The following is a 24,216-nucleotide window of genomic DNA, read 5'->3' as shown; positions in this document are numbered from 1 at the left end:
TTCTGATGATCCTGTTCACCGGTCGCATCGGTGTGCCGATCCTCATCACGCTGCTCGCATTGTTGTGCGGCTAGGCAACACGACAGGGGTCTCACTGACTCCTGTCTTTCGCGCGTATCGTGCGCGCAACTGAATAAATATGTCTCACGTATGAGCGACAACACCGAACTCGCGGAAGCGCTTGAGCAGATTGATATCGAGTCCTGGCTCGACGATCAGGGCATCGTCTACAAGCAGGCTCGCGGCGCCCGCGGTCGGCAGGCAAACGTCAAGGAATGCCCCTGCTGCGGCAACTCGAACTGGAAGGTCTACATCGGCCTTGAAACGGGGCTCGGCAACTGCTTTGCGGGCGATTGCGAGGCGAAGTTCAATAAGTGGAGCTTCATCAAGGCTTCGCTGAATGCGCCGCACAACCGCGACGTGATCGACCACATCAAGCAGTTTGCGAAGCAACAGGGCTGGCGGCCGGCGAAGAAGACGGCTGTCGCGGTCAACATGGACACGCTCAAGCTCCCTGAGTCGATCGCATTGCCGCACAGCGGGCGCAACCTGAAGTATCTGGACAACCGGAACATCACTGGGCGGATCGCCTCATATTTCAACCTGCGCTTCTGCCAGAAGGGCAAGTTTTGGTATACGGACGATGACGGCCGCCGGCGCTCACAGGATTATTCCAATCGCGTGATCATCCCCGTGTTCGATCTCGAGGGCGATCTCGTGACGTTTCAGGGGCGTGACATTACGGACGAGTCCGAGAAAAAGTATCTGTTCCCGCCGGGCTTCGCTTCGACCGGTTCGGTCATCTACAACGGCCAGAACGCCATCGGTGCGAAGCGCGCGTGTATTGGCGAAGGGGTGTTCGACGTGGCGGCCACCAAGATCGCGCTCGACGGCGACATGCACTTGCGGGACGTCGTGCCCATCGGCAGCTTCGGCAAGCACCTGTCCAACGGCGATGACAAATCACAGATGGCTCGCCTCATGGAACTGCGCGAGAAGGGGCTCGAGGAAGTCACGTTCATGTGGGACGGCGAGGACAAGGCGATCGACGCCGCGATCGAAGCGGCTCTGATGGTCAAATCGCACGGCATTCGCGCGCGCGTGGCGATCCTGCCAAAGGATCGCGACCCGAACGAAGTTGCGCCCTCAGTGGTGCGTGACGCGTTCTGGCGCGCGACGGTGATCAACCCCAAGACCGCCACTCGCATGAGGCTGACTCACGGTCGTTGAATTGCCATTGTGGATAGTCAAAACTGACTATACTTCCCTGCGTTCGATTCTTAGAATGCTTTCTATTGAGAGCGCGACAGTAGCGCGAAGCGAGGTTTTATGGGCAAAGACATCGTAGTCAGCAGTCACTATCTGCCACACAGCGGTGGGACAAAGTTCTACGAAATCATCGAGATTGCTAATGCGGGCGCTAAGCGCTTTGTGGAGGTGCGTCGGTGGGGAAAGATCAGTCACGCGCTCGGCGCAGGTGGACAGATTCAGATCCTTGAGCATAAGAGCGCCGGCGCAATGGCGGATTCTGCGCGCAAGCAGATGAACGCCAAGATCAAGGGCGGCTACTCGCGCCAGCCCGGAAAGTTCGGCTTTCACCGCTACGGAGGCAGCACATACAACGAGACTCAGGTGCTTAGCCTGTTGCCGGACCATTACAGCACCAGCGCCGAACGCGCCGACATCGTCGAGAAAGCGGCGATCGACCCGAGCGGCAAGGTCGAGAAGTCTATGGACAACGACGGCTTCGTGAAGCCGGAGGAAGAAGCCGGCCCCGAGCCTGACCGCGGCGAGCACTGGGGGTCGTGGTGAGCATGAGCGAAGCGTTCCGCCTTGAACAGGCCAAAGGCGCGGAGAAGCTGCTCGAAGGCATGTCGCCCGACGTTCGCAAGCTGGTTGAGTTCGACGCGAAGTTCCGCCTGGGCAGCGTGATCCGCCAGGCCGCGCAGAAGAAAGCCGTCATCAACACGTTCGCCAACATGCTGCGCGCCCACGCCGATAGCAAACAGGCATTCGAAGAAATCCGCCCCGAGTGGGGCTCTTGGTAAGGAGAGGGCGATGCCCGACACGAAATTCCCGGTCAAGGACGACACGCTCTACCCGCCGGACGCGAGCATGCGCGGCGACAACGCGCACTACCTCGACTATTGCGAGGCTGGCGGTCACCGCCCTGGTTATGCGGTCTGCCTGAACAAGATCAAGGCAGTCGAGGAGCGCCGGCTCGAGGGTCAGCTCGGCGGCTGTGAAGCGGCGATCAACGGTCGCACGTGCCCCGCCTTCCACATGCGCGAGAACGAGCGCCTTGAAGGCCGCGCTCTCTACTACGTCAACCGCTCGAAGCTCAACGAGTGGATCGCGGAACAGAACAAGCAGCCGATCTCGTCCGCCTTCCTCGACGAACTGAAAGCTGCCCGCCCGAAGGCCGCGCCGAAGCGCACCGAGCCCGCGAAGGCTGCCGCGCCGGCACCGGTCGTCGCATCGGTCGAAGGCGGCTATGCGGCAGCCATCAACGCGGCAATGGCCGAGACGGCAGCAGAGCCGCCCAAAGCCGCAGAACCGGCACCCAGGCCCGCCGAAAAGCCCTTCATCGAGACGATCGGCGAGCCGCTGAAGTCGACCGGCTCGGCCCCGTCGCTCAAGCCAATGCCGGGCGAATCACTGCTCGAATTCGCAAAACGCCAGCGCGAAGCCCGCGCCACCGCATAACAAGCACACAAAAGGAGCATCATGCATTCGAAAGAAATCTTCCTCGCGATCGAGACCATCGCGGCGACGTCCAGCAAGAACGAGAAGACGGCGCTGGTCGGCCAGCTCGTCAAGGACGAGGCAGCGCTGCGCGTGCTCGTCGCCGCGCTCGACCCGATCACCAGCTACGGCATCAGCAAGCGTCCGGTAGTAGGCGCACTTGAAGGAGATGGGCTGTTCGACGTGGGCACGTGGGGCATCATCGACGATCTGGCCGCTCGCCGGCTGACAGGCAACAATGCAATCCAGGCAGTGGCTGGCGAAATGATCCGCCTCGAACCCGCATCGAGCGAACTGTTCTGGCGCATCATCAAGAAAGACCTACGCGCGGGCTTTTCGGCCGAGACCGTCAACAAGGCCATGAAGGGGGCGATCAAGACCTATCCCTATATGCGCTGTGTGCTGCCCGCCAAAGCGAAGTTCGACGAATGGGACTGGGCGGCCGGCGCATTCAGTCAGCAGAAGGCCGACGGCATGTTCACGAACGTCGACCACGACACGGCCGGTGTCGTTCGTCTGACCACACGCCAGGGCAACGAGCTGCCGATCGAGCAGTTCAGCAAGATGGTCGAGGACATCCGGGCGACGCTCGCGCGGGGCACCCAGACGCACGGCGAAATCGTCGTGATGGTGGACGGCGTGATCGCGGACCGGGCGACCAGCAACGGCATCATGAACAGCATCCTCGCAGGCGGCAACTTCGCTGAGAACGAGGTGCCGGTGTTCTTCGCGTGGGACCAGATTCCGCTGACGGCCGTGCAGCCGAAGGGCAAGCACGAGGTGCCGTATCGCGAACGCTTCAAGAGCCTGTTGGGCCAACTGGTCAAGCATCCGGCGACGTCGGTGCGCCTAATCCCGACGAAGATCGTCTACTCGCTGAAGGAAGCCTACGCGCACTGCATGAGCCTTCAGGGCGAGGGCAAGGAGGGCACGGTGCTGAAGAACGGCACCGGCTTCTGGAAGGACACGAGCGGCGGCAACCCGGACGTGGTCAAGCTCAAACTCGAAGTGGATATCGATCTCGTCACGAAGGCAATTCTACCTGGCGAAGATGGCACGAAGAACGAAGGCCGCCCTGGCCGCATCACGATGGAAACGCGCGACGGCCTGCTGAGCGTAAACGTGGCCGTGAAGAACGAGAAGCTGCGCGACGCCATCGAGGCAGACCCCAGCGTGTTCCTCGAACGCATCTGGACCGTGCGCTTCAACGAAATCATGGAGCCGTCCGACAGCAACCCGCTGCACTCGCTGTTCCTGCCGCGTATGGCGGAAGACTGGTATCGCATCGACAAGGAGCAGGCCGACACGCTGGAAGAAGTCTATGCGCAGCGGGACGCTGCGGTGCGCGGCGAGAAGATGCCGGAACTCGCGGAGGCGGCATGAGCGAACGTCTGACGGCGTGGTTCCCGGAGAGCACGAAGCCGGTTCACCAGGGCGTGTATCTGGTCCGCACGGACAACGGCACCTTCTGGCGCTACTGGGACGGAAAGAAGTGGCGCTGGGGACGTTGTGCTGCCGATGCGTCGCCGACTTGTGAGTGGCTGGCCAATAAGGGTATCGCGATCGATCAGGACGTTGAATGGTGCGGTCTCGTCCAGGAGGCAGCTTGAGCGCCTTACTGCACATCGAGGAGGCCCGCGCGATTGAGAACCTCGCCGCGGGCGGCTACGACATCCAGGCACTCAGCTACAGGCACGCCGGCGGGGCTGGCGTCTTCGGGGCGTTGACCGCGCCGACGATCCACAGCGTTGCGCCCGGCGAAATGATGCCGCCCGAGCCGATGATGACACTCACGCACCGTGGCGCACAAGCCCTGCTCGACGCTCTCTACAAAGCGGGGTTGCGTCCATCGAGCGGTGAAGTGTCGAGCGGTCACGCAGCAGAAGTGGCAGCGATCCGCGCGCACCTGGATGACATGCGCAAGCTCGCGTTTCACGCATTCGAATCACAGGGGCCGGATTCACCGATGCCCCTGAACCTGGAAAAGATGGTGATCTGATGGACGAAAAGGAATTCAAGGCGCTGCAAGCAACGATGCCCTGGCGGCACGTCGTTCTCCCGCCGCAACGCGGGATGATCGGCACACAGATCAAAGTCATCAACAAGCACGGACAGGAAGTGGACATCATCACGATGTGCCGCTTTCTGGAAATCATCACGACCAAGCTGGCGGTGAAGCCGGCAGAGGAGAAAGCCAATGCGTAACACGATCATCACCCTGACCGGCCCCTCCTGCTCGGGCAAGACGACCCTGGAAGGGCTGCTGAAGGGCGAAGGGTTCACGAGCCTCATCAGCACTACCACGCGAGCCCCGCGCGAGGGCGAAGTCGACGGCCAGAACTACTACTTCGTGGACGAGAGCCAGTTCAGGCGTCTCGTCACGCAGGAAGCGTTCATCGAGCACGTGCGGTTCGGCGGCAACTACTACGGGCTCAGCGTGCGCGAGGCGAAGCGTGCGTTCGAGGCCGGGAAGGACGTCGTGCTGGTGTGCGAGCCGGAAGGGCTGCGCCAGATCAGCGCCTGGTCGAAAGCGAACGACGTGCGCCACATCGCCGTCTATGTCGACAACCCGCCGCAGGTGATCGCCGATCGCTTCATGAAACGCGCGGGCGTAGACGTCGCCGAAGCGATGATAAGCAAGAGCCCCGACGACGCGGCGAAGGTGCTTAAGAGCTACGCTTCCCGTCTGTCTGAAATGCTTTCGACCGAGCAGTCGTGGGCGAAGCTCATCAAGAGCGAGGAGATCAACGTCTACGTGCCGGTTTTCAACCAGGAGAATCAGGAGTCGGCGGTCGAGGTCATCAAGGCGCACGTGACCGGCTACGCGGACATGCGTAAGCTGCGACCGATCCGGCAGGTGGCGGCATGAGGTGGTTCGCTCTCTCGTTCGGCGCTTTCGGGGTGTTGGTCTATGCGCTGTTCCATAGCAATCTCACGACCGACCAGGTGCTGATCGCTAGTGGGCTATCGGCGCTCAGCACGTGCAGCATGCTCGCCGGCATCACGCGCTTCATGGCTATGAAGATGCAGGAACTGCGTCGCACACTGGAGAGGCTGACGAAGCAGTCGGCCGAGCGCATCGCCACACTGAAAGACCTGCAAGAGAAAGTTAAGGCGGACTAGCTTTACACCCTGTGGTATCTTTGGGCGCCTCTGGAGAACAACATGCAGGCGCTCAAAGACATCGGGGATCTTTCTTCCCTCCTGGGCAATTCGCCCATCGCACAATCCCCTCTATGGACGAAGCCGGTCGACCAGATCGTGCCGGCCCAGTTCATCGCATTTCAGACCCGCCTCACTTTCGACGGTCACGGCGAAGAGGCCAAGGTCATTCTCGAAACCATTCTCGGCGAACTGAAGGCGGCCCACGTGAAGGGGAGCATCCCGCACGTGCCAGTGCTCGACTTCACTATCCCGCTCGCACGCATGACGCTTGGCGACCTCAGAAAGGGTCTGGAGCAGTTAGAACGGCCCCGGCCGGCAGCGGTGCTGTTCGGTCTGGAAGCTGACCTGGAGATCGATGAAGTCATCTCACTCACCTGGGAGAAGGCGAAGGTGCTGCGCGAGGGTCATCTGTCGAAGATCGCGCGGGAGCTTCTGAGACTCGCCCCGCGGCATCTGGGCACGCCCTATGTCTTCTGGCAGACTATGAACGGCGCGCCGGCTCCGCTCTTTGGTCTTTCGCTGGAGCTGGCAGCGATCTTTGACATGGAGTGGCCGGAGCTGAGAAAAGCCTATCGAACGATCGCCGGAATCGATCTCGATATGGAGCGGGCTCACTGGTTCGAGTAGAACGGTCATTCTCCAGGGCCATTGGCATTGTTGCACTGCACAAGTTGGCACACGGTTGGCAATGGCTGTAAGTAATTGATTTTATTGGTTATGCAGCGGCCTGCAAAGCCGTTTAGGCCGGTTCGACTCCGGCTCGCGCCTCCAGTCGTTGATGTAAAGAAAAGCCCCGACTTGTCGGGGCTTTTCTTTTTTCTATTTCTTTTCTTTCTGATTCGCGTGCCGGCGTCGATGCTCGAATCAATCAGAAGTTGATCGCGGATTTGATCGACTGCGTCGCGGCGTTGTTCAGGACATGGTAATTGTCAGTAGGCGCGATACAGATTGGCGCGTCACATTCAAAGCGGGCGATAAAATCGCAGCATCGTCATCGCCCGTTTTTACCGGAGCCGCATGTACCTGCAACTCACCGGCACGCCTGTGCGCCTGCTTGGCTCGATGCATCTTTTTCCCGCGACGAGCCGTCGAACGCCCCCATGGGTCACCGACGCCTATGACTGGGCCGACACGCTGATATTCGAATCCGATCCGGCGACGATCCTGCCGTTTCTGAAAGCCGGCGCGCCACCTCGCGCCGGGCAACTGCAACCGTTGATGAGCGCCGACGCGTGGACGCAACTGCACATGCTCTGGCCGGCTGAAGGACCGCTGGCGCCGCTCGAAGATCTGCGTCCGTGGGCCGCGCTGATCGTCGCGCCGATGCTGCTGCAGCAGGTCGTCGAAGGCGTCGAACCGCGCATGCTGCGCTCGGCGATCGCGCAGGCCAAGCCCTATCGGTATCTTGAGACCGCGCAAGAGGTGGTCGCCGCGCTCGAATCGATTCCACTCGACGCGCTTGCCGCCGCGCTCGCGATGCTGGTGGCCGATCGTGGCGAGCCGCAGCGCACGCTCGAACAGATGCACACCGCGTGGCTGGCGGGGGACCTGCAGGCAGTGCAGCGTATCGCCGCTGGATCGCCGATGTTCAATCTTCCCGGTATCCGTCAAGCGATACTCGACGTGCGTAATCGCGCATGGGCAACGCGCCTCGAAGATCTGGCCGCGACGTCCGGGCGCACGCTCGTGGTGGTCGGCGCGCTGCATCTGTGTGGCCCCGGCAATCTGATCGAATGCCTCGCACGGCCCGTCGAACCGATGCTTTGAGTGCGTGCCCGAAGCGAAGCTGCCTGCTTCCGGTTCGCGGCTGGTGCGCGTCATAGCCCGCGGCCGGCGCGCACGGCATAATTGCGGATCGTTGCCACGCGCGGTCGCGCATTTTTTTCTGAAAGCCCCTGATGACTGATTCGCAGCAAACCGCCGCCGCGCGGCTCGCCCAACTCGCATGGCGCTGGAAACCCTTTGCGGACCTCACGAGCGTCGAAGTCTATGACATGCTCGCCGCGCGCAGCGCGGTGTTCGTCGTCGAACAGAACTGCGTGTATGGCGATATCGACGGACTCGACATGCAAGCCTGGCATCTGCTCGCTTACGGTACCGGCGTCGATGCGGCGTTGCCGCCGCTCGCCGCTTATCTGCGCGTGTTATTGCCGGATGCGTCGGATGCCGATGTACGCATCGGCCGTGTGCTGACGACCGCGCCGTTTCGCGGCATCGGTCTCGGCAATGCGATGCTCGAACGTTCGATCTCGCATATTCGCGCGCAGTGGCCCGATACGCCGATCCGCCTGCATGCGCAGGCGCATCTGCAGGGTTTCTACGGTGCGTTCGGCTTCGAGCCGGTCTCGGAGATTCATGACGAGGACGGCATTGCGCATGTGTGGATGCGTTCGGCCTGAACGCGAGCCTGGCATGTCGCCTACGCGCATGCATTAGCGCGTTCAGCAGCGCGCGTCAGCGATGCCCATTCGCCGCGGTCGATGCGCCGTGCGCGATGCCGCGCGCCGTTCGCGTGCGCCGTTCGGCGCGCAGCCGTCCTCGCGCCGACAGCCGCATCCAGTGACGCAACGCGATCAGCGCGCCGATCACGCTCATCATCGAACCCGGAATCCACAGCAATAGTCCGCCGATCTGCTGATCGCGTATCGGGCTGAGCCAGGTGAACGCGCGGCCGCAGATCGAATAGATCGGATACAGCTCGTGCGGCGTGAAAAAGATGAAGGCGCCGAGGATGATCTGCGGCGGAATCGCGGCGATCACGACGAGCACGCGCTTGCCGGGCGACAGACGCGCGGGCGGCGCGGGCCTCGGATCGAGCACGAGCCACCAGAACAGCAGGCCGTCGATCACCATGCTCCAGTTCATCACGCGATAGATCCGCCAGTCGAGCATCGCGATGAAATGAATCGGCGACATCAGCCAGAAATAAATCAGCCCGACGAATAGCGTGACCGCGACGACCGGATGCATGACGATGTCGATTACCTTGCGCACGAGCGGCATCCGCAGCGCGGGCTGTACGAAGCGCTGCCGCCAGCGCAATGGAATGCCCGCGCGCAACGCCGCGCCCGGATACGACAGCGCGATGAAGAACGGCCCGAGATGATGTAGCACCAGGTGCTGCAGGCGATGCATGAAGAACTCATGCTCGAAGAAATAATCGAGCCGCGTGTGCAGCACGACATACAGCGCCACCAGCCCGAACCAGAACGACAGACGTCGCGCGAGCGATAGCCGCGCCTTGCGTGCGCCGCGCACGAACAGGATCGCGGGCACCAGCAGTGCGATCACGACGGTCGGCGAAAACTCCCAGGGATCGAGCCAGTAGAGCAGGTTCATGGCGATTGCGGCGGCGCGTTGTGCCGGTTACCCGACTACCTGGTCTGGGCCGGCGACTTGACGGCAAACGGCGCCGTGAGCGTTTCGCCGTCGGAGAACTTCAGCGTCAGATGGACGGTGTCGCCCGGCGCGACCTTGTGCTTCGCGTTTTCGAGCATCACGTGATAGCCGCCGGGCGCGATCGCGACCTGGCCGTGCGCGGGCACCGTGAGCTTGTCGACCATCACCATTTTTTGCGACGAGCCGTTCGATACCGTCTGATGCAGCATCGCGTCGCCGTAGTCGTCGCTAGAAATATCGACGAGATCGACCGGCTTGTCGCCCGCGTTGACGAGCGTCGCGTAGCCCGCGGCGGGCAGGTTGTTCGGCAGCCAGCGCACCCACGCGTTCTTGACGCTGATCGCGTGGGCATCCGCTGCCTGCGCGGCCGATGCGACACAGAACGGGAGCGCGAGCGCGCAGGCGAGGGAGGCGAACGTTTTGAGCTTGATCGTCATGACGGAGTGAAAGAAGGATCAGGATTGGTCATCGATGATACGGCGCAGATCCTGCGCGATCGCATCGGGCGTGTCGTGATCGGTTGCCAGCAGGCGCGCGCGGCCCCGGCTATCGAACACGTAGACGGCGGAACTGTGGGTGACTTCGTAATTGCCGTTGGGGTCGCGCTTTTCCATCTGATAGGCAACACGATAGCGCTTCGCGAGCGACTCGATCTGCCAGTCGGTGCCGGTCAGGCCTTCGGCGTGCTGGGCGTCGAACGCGCCGACATAGTCGTGCAACGCTTGCGGCGTGTCGCGCGCGGGATCGACGGTAATGAACAGGATGCGCACTTTCCGTGCGTCGGGGCCGAGCTTGCCGAGCACCTGCATCAGGCGGCCCATCGTTTCCGGACAGACGTCCGGGCAATGCGTGTAGCCGAAATAGACGAGCGACGTGTGGCCCTTGAACGAATCGCCGGTGACGGGGCGGCCGTCGTCGGCGGTCAGCGTGAACGACAGATCGGGCAGATGGCCGGTCACGTTGGTCAACTGCCACGGCTCGGCGCGCTGCGTGCAGCCTGCCAGTGTGGTGAGCGCGGCCAGCGTCGCGCTCACCGCGAATCGGCGTACGGATCGGCGCGCAAACCAGTGCGTCAACCGCTGTGACCGTGAGCGGGACAAGTCGGGCTGCGAGCGGCGGGTCGGGAAGATCGGGAACAAAACAGGGTTCAATGACTCGATTGGGAACAGGCAACGCGAATCAACGAAGCAGGGACGCAGCGTCGCCACTCGAAATACGCCGCTCTTGTTGCCTGCCAGGTGCGCAACGCATGATGGGCTAGTGTGCAACGATGCCCGTGATGACGGCAACGTTCCGCGTGGCAGCGACTGTAGCGCAAAATCACGCGAAGCGTTGCGCGGCGGGCCGGGCGCGCGGCTTGCGAGGCAATTTGACGCAGGCGGCTGAAAGCCCGCTGTAGCGAGATCGTTTCGGATTTGAGCGTAATCGGCGCAACCGGCCGCGCGCATTGCCCGGCGGGCTTGAGTCCCGGCTTACTTTCTCGAAAAATTGATGGATGCGCGGTAAGATGCGCACACTTTTCCGGCCGCAGAAGGCTGAAAGGCGAACCCAGGTGATACAGGCACTTCCGGCTGTTCTGTCTCCGAGCGAGACGGCATTTTTCTTCGATTTCGACGGCACGCTCGTCGAACTCGCCCCCACGCCGGACGGCGTGCTGGTGCAGCCGCGCGTGATCGACCTGCTGCGCGAATTGCGCAGTCTCACGAACGGCGCGGTCGCAGTGGTGTCGGGGCGCGGCATCGACAGCATCGACAGTTTTCTCGGCATACCCGATCTGCCGGTGGCCGGTCTGCATGGCGCAGAGCGGCGCGACGCGAACGGCGACACGCAACGTATCGGCTTTCACGACGAACGGCTGCTGCGCATGGAGCAGGTGCTCGCGCAGGTCGTCAACGAACATCCGGGCATGCTGCTCGAGATCAAGGGCGCGGCGCTCGCGCTGCACTACCGCAACGCACCGGACCGCGAGCCCGTCGCGCGCGAGGCGACCGGGCGGCTCGTCGCGGCTTACCCCGGTTCGTACGTGCTGCAGCCGGGCAAGATGGTCTACGAGATCAAGCCGAAGGACGTCGACAAAGGCCGCGCGATGCGCGCGTTTCTCGAAGAGCTGCCGTTCTCCGGCCGCACGCCGGTATTTGCCGGCGACGATCTGACGGACGAGAAGGGCTTCGCGGTCGTCAACGAGCGCGGTGGCCTGTCGATCAAGGTGGGAGCCGGCGAGACGATGGCGCATACGCGCGTCGATTCGGTGAGCGCGCTGCTCGACTGGCTCGAAACGATTGTCGCGGCGGCGCGCGCAGCGTAATGCCGGCGCTGCATCGCTCGACGAAAACAACATACTGCCTCGGGGATCGCGCTTCATGAGTCGACTGATCATTGTTTCGAACCGGGTTGCGCCTATTTCGGAAGGCGGCCCGGCGGCGGGCGGTCTGGCAGTCGGCGTGTACGACGCGCTGAAGGAGACCGGCGGCATGTGGTTCGGCTGGAGCGGCGACGTGCTGAGTTCGGGCCAGCCGCAAATCAAGGTCGAAGAGCGCGGTCCGATGACCTTCGCGACCGTCGCGCTGATGCGCCGCGACTACGACCAGTACTACCGCGGCTTCTCGAACGCCACGCTGTGGCCCGCGTTCCACTATCGCGCCGACCTGCTGCATTACGACCGCCACGACTTCGGCGGCTACTGCCGCGTCAACGGGTGGCTCGCGCAGCAGCTCGTACCGCTGCTGCGTGAAGACGACGTGATCTGGGTCCACGACTATCATCTGATCCCGTTCGCGCAGGCGCTGCGCGCATCCGGTGTGAAGAACCGGATCGGCTTTTTCCTCCACATTCCATTTCCGGCGTCGCAGGTACTGCTGGCGGTGCCGCCGCATCGCGAGCTCGTCGAGGCGCTGTGTTCGTTCGATCTGCTCGGCTTCCAGACCGGCCCCGACCTGCGCGCGTTCTGCGACTACATCGTCAACGAGGCCGGGGGCTCGATCGATGCGTCGGCCAAAGGGCCACTCACCGTCAATGCGTTCGGCCGCACGCTGCGCGCGTCGGCGTATCCGATCGGCGTCTATCCGGACGAGATCGCCGAACTCGCGAAAGCGGGCGAGCGCGGCAAGCCGGTGCGCACGATGAAGGCGACGCTGCATTCGCGCAAGCTGATCATGAGCGTCGACCGGCTCGATTATTCGAAGGGGCTGGTCGAGCGTTTTCGCGCGTTCGAGCGGCTGCTCGAACATACGGCCGCGTTGCGCAACAAGGTGTCGTTCCTGCAGATCGCGCCGCCGACGCGCGCCGACATGCACGCATATCAGGACATCCGGCTGCAGCTCGAAAGCGAATCGGGGCGCATCAACGGACGCTTCGCCGAGCTCGACTGGACGCCGATTCTCTACATCCACAAGCAGTACGAGCGCCCGGTGCTGGCGGCGCTCTTTCGCACCGCGCACGTCGGCTATGTGACGCCGTTGCGAGACGGTATGAATCTCGTCGCGAAGGAATACGTGTCGGCGCAGGATCCCGACAACCCCGGCGTGCTCGTGCTGTCGCGTTTTGCCGGCGCGGCGCAGGAGCTGGAGGGCGCGCTGATCGTCAATCCGGTCGATATCGACGGGATGGCCGAGGCGCTCGCGACGGCGCTCGGCATGCCGCTCGCCGAGCGACAGGCGCGCTACCGCGACATGATGGTGCAATTGCGCGAGAACAACGTGTCGGTGTGGCGCGACAACTTCATGCGCGATTTGCAGAACGTCGATGGAGCGAAGCGCGGCCGAAGCGGGAAGGCGGCAGCGGGAACTGCGAGAAAAAGGGCGGCGCGCGCGAGCGTGACTGGATAAAGAAGATACAGGAGAAAGGCGAAAGAAAAGCCGCTGCGGGAAGCGGCTTTTCTTTTTTGTGTCGGCAACGCAGGCCGTTCAGATGCCCTCAGGCCACGTGCTGTTCGTCGATCTTCTTGCCGCCGATATGCAGCGTCGAACCCTTGCCGTATTGCTTCGCAAGCAGGTCGCGATAGAGACCGGGGCGCTGGCGCAGCTCTTCCGGCGTGCCGTCGTCGATGACCTTGCCGGCGCTCATCACGATGATCCGGTCGAAGTTGTTCAGCGTCGACAGACGGTGCGCGATCGCGATCACCGTGCGGCCGACCATCAGGCGGTCGAGCGCCTTCTGGATCGATTCTTCCGAGGCACTGTCGAGCGCCGACGTGGCTTCGTCGAGCAGCAGGATCGGCGCGTTCTTGAGGATCGCGCGCGCAATCGCGATGCGCTGGCGCTGACCGCCGGACAGCTTCACGCCGCGGTCGCCGACGATCGTGTCATAGCCCTCCGGCATCGCTTCGATAAAGTCCGAGCAGCGTGCTTCGCGCGCGGCGGCGAGCACTTCCTCGCGGCTCGCTTCGGGACGTCCATACGCGATGTTCTCGTACACCGAGCGATGGAACAGCGAGATGTCCTGCGGCACCAGCGCGATCGCGTGGCGCAGGCTGTCCTGGGTGATCGACGCGATATCCTGGCCGTCGATCCTGATCGCGCCGCCCTGGGTCTCGTAGAAGCGCTGCAGCAGCGCGAGCACCGTCGATTTGCCGGCCCCCGACTTGCCGATCAGGCCGACGCGCTGGCCGGGCTCGATGTTCAGATCGAAGTGGTCGAGAATCGCGCGGCGGCGCGGATAGGCGAACGTGACGTTGTCGAACGTGACCCGGCCGCCTTGCGGCACGAGTTCGGTCGCGTCGTCGCGATCCGGCATGCCGTGCGGTTCGAGCAGCGTGCGCACGGCCTCCGCGAGCCGGGCGATGTGCTGCGTGACGTCGACGAGCGCGACCGCCAGGTCGCGCGTGCCGTGCAGGATCGTGAAGCCGAGCGAGCTGACGAGCACGATATCGCCCGAGGTGGCCCGGCCCTGATCCCACAGCCACAGTGCCCAGCCGAGCAGGCCCGCCGACAGCAGCGCGGTGATCACCGCGTGCAGCAGACGCAGCTTCTCGAGATAGAGCAGGCTCTGCTGACGTGCATCCATCTCCGACTTGACCGTCGCGGCAAACCGCCGCTGCTCGCGAAAGGTCATGCCGAACGCGCGCACGAGGCCCATGTTGCTGATCACGTCGACCAGCTCGCCGTCCACCGACGCCGCTTTGGTCGCGAAATTATGATGGCGCGCCGAGCCGCGGCCCGCGAGCTTGTACAGCACGACCGACAGGATCGCCGAGCACAGCAGCAGGCCGGCGGCCATCAGCGGATTCACCGAAATGATCATCACGATCGCGCCGAGCACCGCGATGCAGGGCGGCAGCACGTTCCACGCGGTGGTGTTTTCAGCGGTGTAGACGGCGTTCGAGGTCGCGGTGATCCGGCTCGCAAGCATGCCGGGCTGCTTTTCGGCGTAGTAGGTCGGCGAATGGCCGCTCAGATACTGAAACAGGTCGCGCCGCAGATCGCCTGTTACGGCGACGAACGTATGCGCGGCGACCCAGCCGCCGACCCGCCACAACAGGTTGTCGGCGGCGATCAGGCCGACGAGGATCGCGAACGCCCCCCACAGCGGACCGGGATGATGCCGGCCGCCGCCGAGCACGTCGATCAGATGCTTGATCGCGTATTGCGAGGCGAGCGCACAGCCCACGGCCGCAAACACGCTGCACAACACGATCGCATGCGCGAGCGGATGGCGGCGGATAAAGCGGAAGAGAAACGCAAGCGGCCGGTGCGCATAGCTCGCGAGCTTTGCGTCCTGGGCGTTACGCTGGGCGATGGTCAAATGTTCCAAAATTGAGCTGGGGGTCGATATGTTGCGGGTTGTGCATGCAAAGCGCGGGCCATCCGGAAAGCATGGCTCTCAGCGAAGCCAATGCTTCGCATTGTAAACATGCAAAGGCGATTGCGCCCTGTGAATCCGGGCATTGGCGCGACTGATTTTCGCGATAGGCCTCCGCGATCTGCCATGTCTGAACATCCCGGCTGGCCGGTAGTTCATGCAGGTTGCGGAAAATTTCGAGATATAATTACAGATTGCATTCAACGGATCTGCGACGTTTCTTCAATGCCTGCCGGCAAACTTGACGCACAGGGCCAACGGACACCATGGGAAGACGAGTAGCCGAAACCCTGATGCCACTGTAGAACTGTCTTATAAAACAAGGGTTTGCAAAGTGTTTCGCGTTTGTAACAACGTAAAGACTTTGAAATGTTGGAGTGCGGCAGGAATTCCGGGCACTGATAATGCGTGCTCGTTGGCCCGGCGAATTTTCTGACAGTTTGTCAACGTCGATGTGGCATGCGCGTTTACTCGCACATGCGCGGACGGTGATGCACTGGTCTGGGCTCAAAACTCAAGCGATCCATCGCAGGATTTCTCGAAAGAATCAGGCCCGAGCCGGCATGTCCGGCCAGACTGCCCTGGCGAGTCAGCGAGTCGCTTTTTCCAAACGCAGTACTTTTGCCTGATTTTTTACTAGGAGTTCGTCATTATGCGAATCGCTCAAATCGCTCCGTTGCACGAGGCGGTTCCTCCCAAGCTGTACGGTGGTACGGAACGCGTGGTGTCCTATCTGACCGAAGCGCTGGTCGAGCAGGGCCACGACGTCACGCTGTTTGCCAGCGGCGATTCGCAAACGTCGGCGAAGCTCGAAGCCTTCTGGCCGCAGGCGCTGCGCCTCGACCCGACGATCCGCGACGTGATGGCGCCGCACATGCTCCTGCTCGAAGAAGTCCGCCGTCGCGCGGACGAATTCGACGTGCTGCATTTCCACATCGACTATTACCCGTTCTCGCTGTTCGCGCGTCAGCCGGTGCCGTTCGTGACGACGATGCATGGCCGTCTCGATCTGCCGGAGCTGCAACCCATCTTCAATACGTTCAAGGACGTGCCGGTCGTGTCGATTTCGGACAACCAGCGCATCCCGCTGCAACAGGCGAACTGGCTGCAAACCGTCTACCACGGTCTGCCGGAAAACGTGCTCACGCCGATCCCCGACGTCGAACCGGGCTACCTCGCATTCCTCGGCCGCGTCTCGCCGGAGAAGGGTCTCGACCGCGCGATCCGCATCGCCGGCCAGGCAGGCATGAAGCTCAAGGTCGCCGCCAAGATCGACAAGGCCGACCGTGCCTATTACGAAGAAGTGATCAAGCCGCTGATGGCGCTCCCGCACGTCGAGTACATCGGCGAAATCGGTGAAGCCGAAAAGCGTGAGTTCCTCGGCAACGCGCATGCGCTGGTGTTTCCGATCGACTGGCCGGAGCCCTTCGGTCTGGTGATGATCGAGGCGATGGCCTGCGGCACGCCGGTGATCGCGTTCAACCGCGGTTCGGTGCCGGAAGTGATCGAAAACGGCGTGTCGGGTTTCGTCGTCGAAGACGAAATCAGCGCGGTCGCGGCCGTCAAGCGTCTGCACACGCTGTCGCGCGCCGGCGTGCGCAAGGCGTTCGAATCGCGCTTCTCGTCGCGCGTGATGGCGCAGAACTACGTTGCCACGTACGAGGAGCTGCTGCGTCGCAAGCACCGCACGGTGCTGCGCGAAGTCAACGCAGGCTGAGTTGCGCCTGATTGGCACGCTTGATCCGTAGTTGATTTGCAGTAGCTAGAAACCCGGCAGAAGGAACGCGTCACACCACTCCTTCGCCATCCGCAACGCCCCGCCGGCATGCCGCCGACGGGGCGTTGTTGCATGCGCGCCGCGTTTTTCGTCGGAGAGCGCCCGAAAATACGGGTTTCCGCGCGGCGGGAACGAGCCACGCTCGGTAATATCCCTATAATGGCCGTGCCGCAAATTGGGCTGCGGCGCCGCCGACGACAGGAGGATGCCTTGGCGAGAACGAAAGAGACGCGTGCGAACGCGGCGCCCGGCGCCGGAACGATTTTTACGTTGCGCGCCATCGGTCTCGTGCTCGCCGCCCGCTGGCTTTTCTCGATGTCGCAGATGAACCTGACGGCCGCCGTGACCGCGATGGCATCTTCGCCGTGGGCGTGCATCAACGTCGTTTTCCTGTTCCTGCTGATCTTCCTGCCGGGCGCGCGCGCCGTCGCCGAGCGCCCGTTTCATCCGCTGCCGCAATGGCTGCGTCAGGCGCTGCGCCTGTTCGCCTTTCTCGGGTTTCTGTTTGCACTCTGGTCGGTTGGCGCGTTCGTCGCGAGCGCCGGCTGGCGTCGCGCGATGCAGGCGCTCGCGGCCACCAACGGCTGGCTGCTCGCCGCCCCGGTGCTCTATGCGGCCGTGATCTGGATCTGCCGGCCGCTGCCGCTGTGGCGCACCAATGTCGCCGCGCGGCGGTTCGCGATCGGCCGCTATGCGGTGTCGCTCGATCCGCTCACGCGCACCGTCGTCGTGTGGGCCGAGCGGCGCAAGGTCGGGCAATACGACGCACGCGAATTGTCGGTGCGCTGGGCGAGCGGACCGGACGCGCACGCGAGCCCGGCGCCCACGCCCGCGGTGGCGTTTGGCGCGGCGGGCGAGCCGGGTGCGTCGGCCGTGCCCGTGGGCTCGGTGGCCGCGCCGTCGCTTGCACGCAATATCTTTGGCGTGCGTCCGAAAGTCGAATTGCTGTGGGATTCGCCCGCCGCCGCGGGCCACAACCGGCAAACCGTCTTTCGCGCCCCGCTCGCGACCGACGGCGATCGGGTCGCCGCCCGCGCGCTCGACACGACGCTGCGGCAAGTCTGACGCTGCATGCTTTGTGCCGCCGCCCACATCGCGTGGCCGACGCGTGCATCCCGAAGCGAAGCTTCGCCGATAATGCAGTCATGACGCCCGATGCCTGAAGGCGGGCGAGTGGAACACTCATCGATCGTATCGCGTCTTTTTCAGGAGTCGCCATGCTGGTTCGCTGGTTGCTTGCCGCCCTACATCTACTCGCTTATGGCTTTGCGCTCGCGTCGATTCTCAGACGCACGTGGTCGCTGCGTCGCGCGTCGGTGCCCGCCGCTTTGCGCTCGGTGTTCCGCGCGGATACGCGCTGGGGACTCTCCGCGCTGGTGCTGATCGTCACCGGCCTGATGCGCATGTTCGGCGGTTATGAGAAGGGCGCCGACTATTATCTCCACGAGCCGCTCTTTCACGTGAAGATGGTGCTGCTCGTGCTCATCCTGATTCTCGAAGTACCGACGATGCTCGGCCTGATGCGCTGGCGAGCGTCGGTTCGCGGCGGCGCCGTGCCGGATCTGAAGAAGGCGCGCTCCTATGCGCACTTCAGCGTGATCCAGACGGTGCTGCTGGTTCTGATGGTGTTTGCCGCGACGGGGATGGCGCGCGGCATCGGCTTGCCTGCTGGTGTGGTGTAGCGCGGGTATTCCTGCAGCGTGGTTATCCCACTTCCCGCTGGTTGGCGGCGCTAACCGACCAGCAAATCCGGATCATCGACCCGGTCAGCCTTGACGCCCGCGCTCTCGCGCGCGAGCGCCGGCTCGCCGAGGCCCTTGATCAGCTCCAGCGCCTGACGCTCGAAGAGCCGCCGGTACAGACCGTTCTCGCGTTTGATCAGCGCGTCGTGGCTGCCTTCCTCGATCACCTTGCCCTTGTCCAGCACCAGCAGCCGGTCCAGCGCGCGCACCGTCGACAACCGGTGCGCGACTACCAGCGTCGTGCGGCCCTGCATCAGCCGCTCCATTGCGCGCTGGATCAGCACTTCGCTTTCGCTGTCGAGGCTCGAGGTGGCTTCGTCGAGAATCAGGATCGGCGCATCGGCGAGAAACGCACGCGCGATCGCGACGCGCTGACGCTCGCCGCCCGATAGCTTGATCCCGCGTTCGCCGACCAGCGTGTCATAGCCGTGGGGCAGCGCGGCGATGAAGTCGTGCGCGTTCGCGAGCCGCGCGGCGCGCTCGATGTCGGCGCGGCTCGCAGCGGGCCGGCCATATGCGATGTTTTCGGCAAGCGAGCGGTGAAACAGCACCGGCTCCTGCTGGACGATCGCGATCTGGCTGCGCAGCGACATCTGCCGGACCTGCGCGATGTCCTGGCCGTCGATCGTGATCCGGCCGCCCGAAATATCGTGCAGGCGCTGGATCAGCTTGATGAAGGTCGTCTTGCCCGAGCCCGAATGGCCGACCAGCCCGACGCGCTCGCCCGGCGCGATACGCACCGAGAAGTCGTCGTAGAGCGGCCGGCTGTGCGCGCCGTAGTGAAACGACACGTGCTCGAAGCGGATCTCGCCGTTGCGGATCGTGATCGGGTCGGCGCCGGGACGATCCTCGATGCCAGACGGCTGGCTCTCGAGCGATACCAGCTCTTCCATATCGTTGACCGAGCGTTGCAGGTTGCGGATGTGCATGCCGATGTCGCGCAGATAGCCTTGCAGCATGAAGAACATCGTTAGCGCGAACGTGATGTCGCCGACGCTCGCTTCACCGCGCGCCCACAGCAGCAGCGCCACGCCGAGAATCGCCGCCTGGATCGCGACCAGCATGCCGCCCTGAAGGCCGCCGTTGAGCGTGCCGCGCATCCAGGTGCGGCGGGTGCGCTCCCGCCATTTGCCGATCACGTGCGCGAGACGTGCTTCCTCGCGCGCTTCGGCGCCGAACGCCTTGACGACGCCGTTGCAGCTCACCGCGTCGGCCAGCGCACCGCCCATCCGGGTGTCCCATGCGTTCGCGAGGCGCGCGGCCGGTGCGACAAAGCCGAGCGACACGGCCACGGTCACGCCGATATACAGCACCGAGCCGGTGCCGACGACGGCGCCCATCATCGGCCAGCGCCAGCCGAGCAGCGTGGTTGCGCCGACCAGCATCACGAGCGATGGCAGCAGCGCGATCAGCAGCGTGTCGTTGAGCAGATCGAGCGCCCACATGCCGCGCGTGATCTTGCGCACCGTGGAGCCAGCGAAGCTGTTGGCGTGCCAGTCGGTCGAAAGGCGTTGCACGCGATGAAACGCGTTCGCGGCGATTTCGCTCATCATCTTCAGCGTGAAGCGGATGATGTTGAAGTAGACGCCCTGGCGCAATAGCGTTGCGGTCAGGCCGAGCGCGGCGAGCACGCCGAAGGCCTCGAGCGCGCCGTGCCGCGCGGGCACGGAAGAGGCCGGGCCGGACGCGATCGCATCGACGAGGCGTCCGGCGAACACCGGCGTGAGGATATCCGCTAGCGCGGTGAACAGCGCGAGCGCAGCGATCACGACGATGCGCCACGGTTGCCGTGCCCAGTGACGGAAGGTGAAACCGAGGACGTCCTTGAAGGCTTGTCCGCGAAAGTCGAGTTTTTTCTTGATGGCCATTTGCTACAACCCGGCGACGCGTGAACGCACCGAGGTTCCAGTCAGAAGCGAAAGAGGCAGACAGTCGATGTATGGATGCCGGAGCGCGTGCCCCTGATCCCGGATGGACGGAACACTGCGATAGCCGGACGACAGACTGTCTGGAATGGATGCGACGCGCCTCACGAGGCGGACCGCATCGGCGACGACACGACGGCTGTTAAGGTCGCATCTGTCGTGTCGGGCAAGCCGACGGTCGCGGGACCATGCAAGGGGACGCGCGATGCACTGCGAACATGTGACGCCTCCCTGTGATGGTTCGAGGTGGAGAAACCGGACGAAGCCGGATGGGGCGAACGCCCAGGAGCCGAATATATCAGCAGCGCCGGGCGCTCGCAAACTTACGAGTTCGCGGTGTCGGTGATCTGGCGCTGCCTTGGGCGAATCCAGCTAGTTGACGGAGTGACAGCGCCGGCTGCTTTTCGAAACGTGATGCTGGGAGCAGCGCAAATAGAAAAAGGGCTTACGCACTGCTGCGTAAGCCCTTTAGTCTTCGGTGATCGACACACCAAGAATCTGGTGGGTAGTACTGGGATCGAACCAGTGACCCCTGCCGTGTGAAGGCAGTGCTCTACCGCTGAGCTAACCACCCGAAGAGAGCGAAATTATGTCAGGCTTTTTGGGGCTCGTCCAGTACTTTTTAAGTGGTTTGCTCATCGGCCGCTGGCGCGGGTTCGAAACGCCACATGCTTGCACCTTTGACGGCCTTGTCGAGATCGTCGAGCACCGCTTCATGCGCGGCGATTTCATCGTCGCTCGCAGCAATCACGAGTAGTTCCAGCGACTCGAGCGCGACGCGCGGCGCATGCGTATCGCTGCTGGTTTGCACTTCGCCGAGCATATCGATGACAAGGCTTTCCTGGCCGCGCGTCATCGCCAGATAGACTTCCGCGAGCAGTTCCGAGTCGAGCAGCGCGCCGTGCAGCGTGCGGTGCGCGTTGCTGATGCCGAAGCGGTCGCACAGCGCGTCGAGCGAATTGCGCTTGCCGGGGAACATCTGCTTCGCCTGCGCGAGTGTGTCGATGATCTCGCCGCAGTGCGTGCTCACCGGCGGCAGCCCAAGCAGTGCGAACTCGGCATCGAGAAAGCCGATGTCGAACGGTGCGTTGTGAATGATCAGGTCCGCGCCCTGGATGAAGTCGCGAAACTGGTCGATGATCTCGGCGAACTTCGGCTTGTCGCTCAGAAACTCCGTGGTCAGGCCGTGTACGGCAAGCGCGCCCGGATCGCTGTCGCGTTCGGGGTTGATGTAGAAGTGCAGGTTGTTGCCGGTGAGCCGGCGGTTCACCAGCTCGACGCAACCGAGTTCGAGGATCCGGTCGCCGCCGCGGGCGTTCAGGCCGGTAGTTTCGGTATCGAGGATGAGTTGACGCATGTCGGATTAGCCTGCTTCGAAAAAATTTGCAGCAAAAAAACGGGAAGGGCGGGCGCGGATGGCGGCGTGCGTGGTTGCCGCCGCCACAGTTTGCCTATATTTGCGCGAGCGACGCAACGCCGCGATTGGCAAGCTGGTCGGCGCGCTCGTTTTCCGGATGTCCGGCGTGCCCGCGCACCCAGCGCCATTCGATTTCATGTTGCTCGACGAGTGCATCGAGCCGCTTCCAGAGATCGGCGTTTTTCACGGGCTGCTTTGCCGCGGTGATCCAGCCTTTCTTCTTCCAGCCGTGAATCCATTCGCTGATGCCTTTCTGCACGTACTGCGAGTCGGTATGCACGATCACGGTGCACGGCCGCTTCAGTGCCTCGAGCGCGGCAATCACGCCCATCAGCTCCATCCGGTTGTTGGTCGTGTTGGCTTCGCCGCCGAACAGCTCTTTTTCCTGGCTGCCGAAGCGCAGCAGCGCGCCCCAGCCGCCTGGGCCGGGATTGCCCTTGCAGGCGCCGTCGGTGTAAATGTCGATGTGATCGGGAGTCATTCGATGTGATTGCGTGTATTCGGGGTGGCGGCGGGTGCGAGGCCCGTGGCGAGCACGGGCTTTTTCACTTTGAGCGGCCCGACGAGGCGCATGCCGCGCACGCGCTTGATCGCCTTGATCATGTAGGTGGCGCCGAAAATCGGCCACCAGCGGTCGCCGGCTGCTTCCATGAAGCCGTAACGCGACAGCCACTGGTCGCTCGCGAGCGGTGGACGATAGCAGCCGAAGCGCCCGCGTTCAAGGTCGAAGCCTAGCAGCTTGATCCAGTCCTTCAGGCGCGTGAACGCGATCAGGTCGACGGCGGCGGGCACGAACGGGCGGCCCGTCATCTTCCCGATCGACTGCCGCACACCCCACAGCGACAGCGAATTGAAGCCGAGAATGATCAGTTGCCCTTCGGGCATCAGCACGCGCTCGGCTTCGCGCAGCAGCCGGTGCGGGTCGCTCGTGAATTCCAGTGTATGCGGCATTACGATCAGGTCGACGCTCTGCGCTTCGAACGGCAGGTCGAGCAGGTCGCACCAGACCGCGCTGCGTGCGGCCGGCGCGTGCAAGTCCGGGGCGCCTTGCGTGGTGTCGCCGGTGCCAGCCTGGCGCGCGGCGCGCGGATACGTGTACGGCGCACTCGCGCCGCTGGCGGCATCGAGCACGAGGCCGCGGCACGGCATGCGGTTTTCGCGCAGCGCGTCGAGTTGCGGCAGGCCGAGTTGCAACGCGTGATAGCCGAACACGTCCGACACCACGCGGTCGAGCTGGGTCTGCTCCCAGTCGAGCACGTAGCGGCCAGGCGGCGAATCGGTCCAGGCGGGCCAGTCTATAATCGCTCGGTCAGTCATATCAAAAAATGCGTCGCCTATGAATGCGCTCGAGTACGTACCGGTCCCGGCGTTTGAAGACAATTACATCTGGGTCATTGCCGACGGACACCATGCTGTCGTCGTCGATCCGGGCGATGCCGCCCCTGTGCGCGCCTGTCTGGCCCAACGAGGATGGCGGCTGAGCGCTATTTTACTCACGCACCATCACCAAGACCATGTCGGTGGATTGGCCGATCTGCTGAATGGCCAGGATGTGCCCGTCTATGGCCCCGCCGGTGAAGCGATCGAACACGTCACGCATCGTCTTGAAAACGGCGATCGCGTGACGATCGCGGCGCCCGCGCTCGAATTCAGCGTGCTCGACGTGCCCGGCCACACGAGCGGGCACATCGCCTATTTCCAGGCGGCGGATCCGCGCGGCACGCCGCACGTGTTTTGCGGCGATACGCTGTTCGCCTGCGGCTGCGGCCGGCTGTTCGAAGGCACACCGGAGCAGATGCTCGCGTCGCTCGATGCGCTCGCCGCGCTGCCCGGCGCGACCCAGGTGCATTGCGCGCACGAGTACACGCTGTCGAACATCCGCTTCGCGCTCGCCTGCGAGCCGCACAACGCCGAACTGCAAGCCTGGCGCGACAAGGCGAGCGAACTGCGCGCGCGCCACGTGCCGACGCTGCCGACCACGATCGCGCACGAACGCGCGGTGAATCCGTTCCTGCGCGCCGGCGAACCGGCGGTCCAGGCGAGGCTGCGCGAACAGTTGCACGAAACGGTGCCCGATCGTCTGACGGCCTTTGCGCTGATGCGCGAATGGAAGAACCGCTTCCGTTGAAGTGGGCGCATTCGGCGGTTCTTCACGCGATGAATCGAAAAAATTCGCCAAGCCCAAGATTTGCTTGATTTTTTTCTCGATTTTCCAATTGACGGAAACGTTGCCGTTTCGTACTATCGGCT

The 24,216-nt window shown here is 63.4% G+C and carries 27 protein-coding genes and 1 tRNA gene; 19 read left to right on the top strand and 9 right to left on the bottom strand.

The features are described 5' to 3' along the window. Positions 1 to 150: 150 nt before the first annotated feature. From QM685_RS05760 to QM685_RS05700, 13 genes are all read left to right on the top strand, one after another. Positions 151 to 1,230, top strand: coding sequence for a DNA primase (locus QM685_RS05760; protein ID WP_415113611.1), 1,080 nt, complete (start codon positions 151 to 153; stop codon positions 1,228 to 1,230). Between the two features lie 99 nt (positions 1,231 to 1,329). Continuing rightward, positions 1,330 to 1,812, top strand: coding sequence for a WGR domain-containing protein (locus tag QM685_RS05755; RefSeq protein WP_415113610.1), 483 nt, complete (start codon positions 1,330 to 1,332; stop codon positions 1,810 to 1,812). A 2-nt stretch (positions 1,813 to 1,814) separates the two neighbouring features. Then, positions 1,815 to 2,048 (top strand): hypothetical protein, encoded by a 234-nt coding sequence (locus QM685_RS05750; RefSeq protein WP_415113608.1) that lies wholly within the window; start codon positions 1,815 to 1,817, stop codon positions 2,046 to 2,048. A gap of 10 nt (positions 2,049 to 2,058) precedes the next feature. Continuing rightward, positions 2,059 to 2,706, top strand: a complete 648-nt coding sequence (locus QM685_RS05745; RefSeq protein WP_415113606.1) for a hypothetical protein — start codon at positions 2,059 to 2,061, stop codon at positions 2,704 to 2,706. A 21-nt stretch (positions 2,707 to 2,727) separates the two neighbouring features. Then, positions 2,728 to 4,128 carry a DNA ligase gene (locus tag QM685_RS05740; RefSeq protein WP_415113604.1) on the top strand — a complete coding sequence of 467 codons (1,401 nt, stop codon included), beginning with the start codon at positions 2,728 to 2,730 and terminating at the stop codon, positions 4,126 to 4,128. Continuing rightward, complete coding sequence (locus tag QM685_RS05735; RefSeq protein WP_415113602.1) at positions 4,125 to 4,355, top strand: hypothetical protein; 231 nt, start codon at positions 4,125 to 4,127, stop codon at positions 4,353 to 4,355. The genes QM685_RS05740 and QM685_RS05735 overlap by 4 nt, the downstream gene beginning before the upstream one ends. Continuing rightward, entirely contained in the window at positions 4,352 to 4,744 is a 393-nt protein-coding gene (locus QM685_RS05730) for a hypothetical protein (RefSeq protein ID WP_415113600.1), read from the top strand. Before QM685_RS05735 ends, QM685_RS05730 begins: the two co-directional genes overlap by 4 nt. Continuing rightward, complete coding sequence (locus QM685_RS05725) at positions 4,744 to 4,950, top strand: hypothetical protein (RefSeq protein WP_415113598.1); 207 nt, start codon at positions 4,744 to 4,746, stop codon at positions 4,948 to 4,950. The genes QM685_RS05730 and QM685_RS05725 overlap by 1 nt, the downstream gene beginning before the upstream one ends. After that, a complete protein-coding gene (locus QM685_RS05720) occupies positions 4,943 to 5,614 on the top strand; it encodes a guanylate kinase (RefSeq protein ID WP_415113596.1) in 672 nt (223 codons plus the stop codon). Before QM685_RS05725 ends, QM685_RS05720 begins: the two co-directional genes overlap by 8 nt. Then, positions 5,611 to 5,868 (top strand): hypothetical protein, encoded by a 258-nt coding sequence (locus QM685_RS05715; RefSeq protein ID WP_415113594.1) that lies wholly within the window; start codon positions 5,611 to 5,613, stop codon positions 5,866 to 5,868. Before QM685_RS05720 ends, QM685_RS05715 begins: the two co-directional genes overlap by 4 nt. Before the next feature lie 42 nt (positions 5,869 to 5,910). Further along, entirely contained in the window at positions 5,911 to 6,537 is a 627-nt protein-coding gene (locus QM685_RS05710; protein WP_415113592.1) for a hypothetical protein, read from the top strand. A gap of 390 nt (positions 6,538 to 6,927) precedes the next feature. After that, the gene (locus QM685_RS05705) at positions 6,928 to 7,677 is read left to right on the top strand and encodes a TraB/GumN family protein (RefSeq protein WP_415113590.1); all 750 of its coding nucleotides are present in this window, start codon (positions 6,928 to 6,930) and stop codon (positions 7,675 to 7,677) included. A 131-nt stretch (positions 7,678 to 7,808) separates the two neighbouring features. After that, the gene (locus tag QM685_RS05700; protein ID WP_415113588.1) at positions 7,809 to 8,309 is read left to right on the top strand and encodes a GNAT family N-acetyltransferase; all 501 of its coding nucleotides are present in this window, start codon (positions 7,809 to 7,811) and stop codon (positions 8,307 to 8,309) included. A gap of 55 nt (positions 8,310 to 8,364) precedes the next feature. Here the strand turns inward: QM685_RS05700 and QM685_RS05695 are convergent, their stop codons facing one another. The 3 genes from QM685_RS05695 to QM685_RS05685 are packed head-to-tail and all read right to left on the bottom strand — an operon-like array spanning position 8,365 to position 10,517. Continuing rightward, positions 8,365 to 9,249 (bottom strand): cytochrome c oxidase assembly protein, encoded by an 885-nt coding sequence (locus QM685_RS05695; RefSeq protein WP_415113586.1) that lies wholly within the window; start codon positions 9,247 to 9,249, stop codon positions 8,365 to 8,367. A 35-nt stretch (positions 9,250 to 9,284) separates the two neighbouring features. Continuing rightward, positions 9,285 to 9,746 (bottom strand): copper chaperone PCu(A)C, encoded by a 462-nt coding sequence (locus tag QM685_RS05690; RefSeq protein ID WP_415113584.1) that lies wholly within the window; start codon positions 9,744 to 9,746, stop codon positions 9,285 to 9,287. Positions 9,747 to 9,764: 18 nt separating this feature from the next. Then, on the bottom strand, positions 9,765 to 10,517 hold the full coding sequence (locus QM685_RS05685) for an SCO family protein (RefSeq protein ID WP_415113582.1): 753 nt from the start codon (positions 10,515 to 10,517) through the stop codon (positions 9,765 to 9,767). Positions 10,518 to 10,864: 347 nt separating this feature from the next. On the opposite strand from QM685_RS05685, the gene otsB reads away from it, so the two are divergent. Continuing rightward, positions 10,865 to 11,614 (top strand): trehalose-phosphatase, encoded by a 750-nt coding sequence (otsB, locus tag QM685_RS05680; protein WP_415113997.1) that lies wholly within the window; start codon positions 10,865 to 10,867, stop codon positions 11,612 to 11,614. 55 nt (positions 11,615 to 11,669) lie between these two features. Next, a complete protein-coding gene (gene otsA, locus QM685_RS05675; protein ID WP_415113580.1) occupies positions 11,670 to 13,133 on the top strand; it encodes an alpha,alpha-trehalose-phosphate synthase (UDP-forming) in 1,464 nt (487 codons plus the stop codon). 88 nt (positions 13,134 to 13,221) lie between these two features. Here the strand turns inward: otsA and QM685_RS05670 are convergent, their stop codons facing one another. Then, positions 13,222 to 15,057, bottom strand: coding sequence for an ABC transporter ATP-binding protein (locus tag QM685_RS05670; RefSeq protein ID WP_415113578.1), 1,836 nt, complete (start codon positions 15,055 to 15,057; stop codon positions 13,222 to 13,224). A gap of 700 nt (positions 15,058 to 15,757) precedes the next feature. Here QM685_RS05670 and QM685_RS05665 point away from each other — a divergent pair. The 3 genes from QM685_RS05665 (at position 15,758) to QM685_RS05655 (ending at position 18,564) form a co-directional block, all read left to right on the top strand. Beyond that, positions 15,758 to 16,822: a glycosyltransferase family 4 protein gene (locus tag QM685_RS05665; RefSeq protein WP_415113576.1), complete on the top strand. Its 1,065-nt coding sequence runs from the start codon at positions 15,758 to 15,760 to the stop codon at positions 16,820 to 16,822. A 270-nt stretch (positions 16,823 to 17,092) separates the two neighbouring features. Further along, entirely contained in the window at positions 17,093 to 17,947 is an 855-nt protein-coding gene (locus QM685_RS05660) for a hypothetical protein (protein ID WP_415113574.1), read from the top strand. Positions 17,948 to 18,099: 152 nt separating this feature from the next. Beyond that, complete coding sequence (locus QM685_RS05655) at positions 18,100 to 18,564, top strand: DUF2214 family protein (protein WP_415113572.1); 465 nt, start codon at positions 18,100 to 18,102, stop codon at positions 18,562 to 18,564. Between the two features lie 50 nt (positions 18,565 to 18,614). Here QM685_RS05655 and QM685_RS05650 read toward each other — a convergent pair whose 3' ends face one another. The 5 genes from QM685_RS05650 to QM685_RS05630 all read right to left on the bottom strand — a co-directional run bounded on the left by QM685_RS05650 (position 18,615) and on the right by QM685_RS05630 (position 23,283). Then, a complete protein-coding gene (locus QM685_RS05650; protein WP_415113570.1) occupies positions 18,615 to 20,492 on the bottom strand; it encodes an ABC transporter ATP-binding protein in 1,878 nt (625 codons plus the stop codon). A gap of 556 nt (positions 20,493 to 21,048) precedes the next feature. Beyond that, positions 21,049 to 21,123: transfer RNA gene (locus QM685_RS05645), tRNA-Val, on the bottom strand. Positions 21,124 to 21,171: 48 nt separating this feature from the next. Beyond that, positions 21,172 to 21,906: a DNA polymerase III subunit epsilon gene (dnaQ, locus tag QM685_RS05640; protein WP_415113568.1), complete on the bottom strand. Its 735-nt coding sequence runs from the start codon at positions 21,904 to 21,906 to the stop codon at positions 21,172 to 21,174. A 94-nt stretch (positions 21,907 to 22,000) separates the two neighbouring features. Next, positions 22,001 to 22,447, bottom strand: coding sequence for a ribonuclease HI (rnhA, locus tag QM685_RS05635; protein WP_415113566.1), 447 nt, complete (start codon positions 22,445 to 22,447; stop codon positions 22,001 to 22,003). Then, complete coding sequence (locus QM685_RS05630; RefSeq protein WP_415113564.1) at positions 22,444 to 23,283, bottom strand: class I SAM-dependent methyltransferase; 840 nt, start codon at positions 23,281 to 23,283, stop codon at positions 22,444 to 22,446. Before QM685_RS05630 ends, rnhA begins: the two co-directional genes overlap by 4 nt. A 19-nt stretch (positions 23,284 to 23,302) precedes the next feature. Between QM685_RS05630 and gloB the strand changes: the two genes are divergently transcribed. Continuing rightward, on the top strand, positions 23,303 to 24,094 hold the full coding sequence (gene gloB, locus QM685_RS05625) for a hydroxyacylglutathione hydrolase (protein WP_415113562.1): 792 nt from the start codon (positions 23,303 to 23,305) through the stop codon (positions 24,092 to 24,094). The last annotated feature ends 122 nt before the right edge of the window (positions 24,095 to 24,216 follow it).

Source organism: Paraburkholderia sp. (assembly GCF_047605525.1).
Lineage (GTDB): Bacteria > Pseudomonadota > Gammaproteobacteria > Burkholderiales > Burkholderiaceae > Paraburkholderia.
The sequence above is the reverse complement of the archived record's forward strand: the minus strand, read 5'-3'. Positions and strand labels throughout refer to the sequence as shown.